The organism is Nocardiopsis lucentensis DSM 44048, assembly GCF_000341125.1.
Classification (GTDB): Bacteria; Actinomycetota; Actinomycetes; order Streptosporangiales; family Streptosporangiaceae; genus Nocardiopsis; species Nocardiopsis lucentensis.
In genome coordinates this window covers 1-1,096 of sequence record NZ_ANBC01000008.1, presented here as the reverse complement: position 1 = coordinate 1,096, position 1,096 = coordinate 1, and the positions used below count along the sequence as shown (strand labels likewise).

General features: G+C 69.7%; 2 protein-coding genes. One reads left to right on the top strand and one right to left on the bottom strand.

The window, feature by feature from the left end; all coding sequences use genetic code 11:
• Nucleotides 1–408: GntR family transcriptional regulator (locus D471_RS0100230; RefSeq protein ID WP_017596766.1), on the bottom strand; the 408-nt coding region annotated here is incomplete at its 3' end.
• A gap of 145 nt (nucleotides 409–553) precedes the next feature.
• On the opposite strand from D471_RS0100230, the gene D471_RS0100225 reads away from it, so the two are divergent.
• The coding region (locus D471_RS0100225; RefSeq protein WP_017596765.1) for a histidine kinase N-terminal domain-containing protein at nucleotides 554–1,096 on the top strand (543 nt) is incomplete at its 3' end.

The following is a 1,096-nucleotide window of genomic DNA, read 5'->3' as shown; positions in this document are numbered from 1 at the left end:
CCGCAGCCGTTCGATCCGCAGCACGCGTCCGCCCGAGCGGATCGCGAGCAGTTCGGCGAGCTGGTCGTCGGCGTTGATGTAGCTGACGTCGAGGATGCGCGTGGCGGGGTGCAGGCCGTGCGCCCGCATCTCCTGCGTGTAGCTGGTCAGCTGGAGGATCTGTGCCACCTTCGGCTTGGCCACGAACGTGCCCTTGCCCTGGATCCGCAGCAGGCGACCCTCGACCACCATCTCCGTCAGCGCCTGGCGCACCGTCGTGCGCGACGTCTCGAACTGGGTGGCCAGGGCGCGCTCGGGGGGCACGGGATTGCCCGCCGGCATCGCCTCGATGAGCTCCAGGAGCTGCTTCTTCACCTGGTAGTACTTCGGCACCCTGGGGTTGCCGTCCAGTGTGCGCTGGCCTGTCATCGGTGTCCTCCCACGCGTCCCGACTCCGTCCACACACCCCTCCGGTGTGGTCGGCGCGGCGGGCCGTGCGGGCCGCCGACTGGTGTGGACCACTGGTCGAGTGCGTATCTCTTGAGTATGCACGCCTTCATGGGATGATTTGTGAGTGCCTCACCTCAGTGATCTCATCCGACGTCACACGTCACTCAAACAGGCGGACCTGGAGTGGATCCACTCCCTGGTCTCGGACTGGCAGCTGCTCGCGGACCTGTCGTTCGCCGATCTCGTCCTGTGGGTGCGGCTGCGCGGCGACGACGGCTGGCTGGCCGTCGCCCAGATGCGACCGACCACGGGGCCGACGGCCTTCCAGGACGACCTGGTGGAGACCGCGCTGCTGGACGACATGACCGACGTCACGTCCAGGTCGGCGCCCCGGGTGATCGGGCGCCGCGCCCTCATCGACCGAGCCTGGAGCGAGGGGCGGATCTGCCGGGACGGCGACCCCGACTGGTCGGGTGGCGTCCCCGTGCGCGAGGAGACCATCCCCGTGCGCCGCGGGGGCCGGCTCATCGGGGTGATCCAGCGCAGCACGAACCTCAGCTCCGCGCGCACCCCGAGCCGGCTGGAGCTCACCTACCTCCAGAGCGCCGGGGACCTGGCCCAGATGATCGCCGAGGGCGCGTTCCCGTTCAGTGACCAGGGGCCGCTC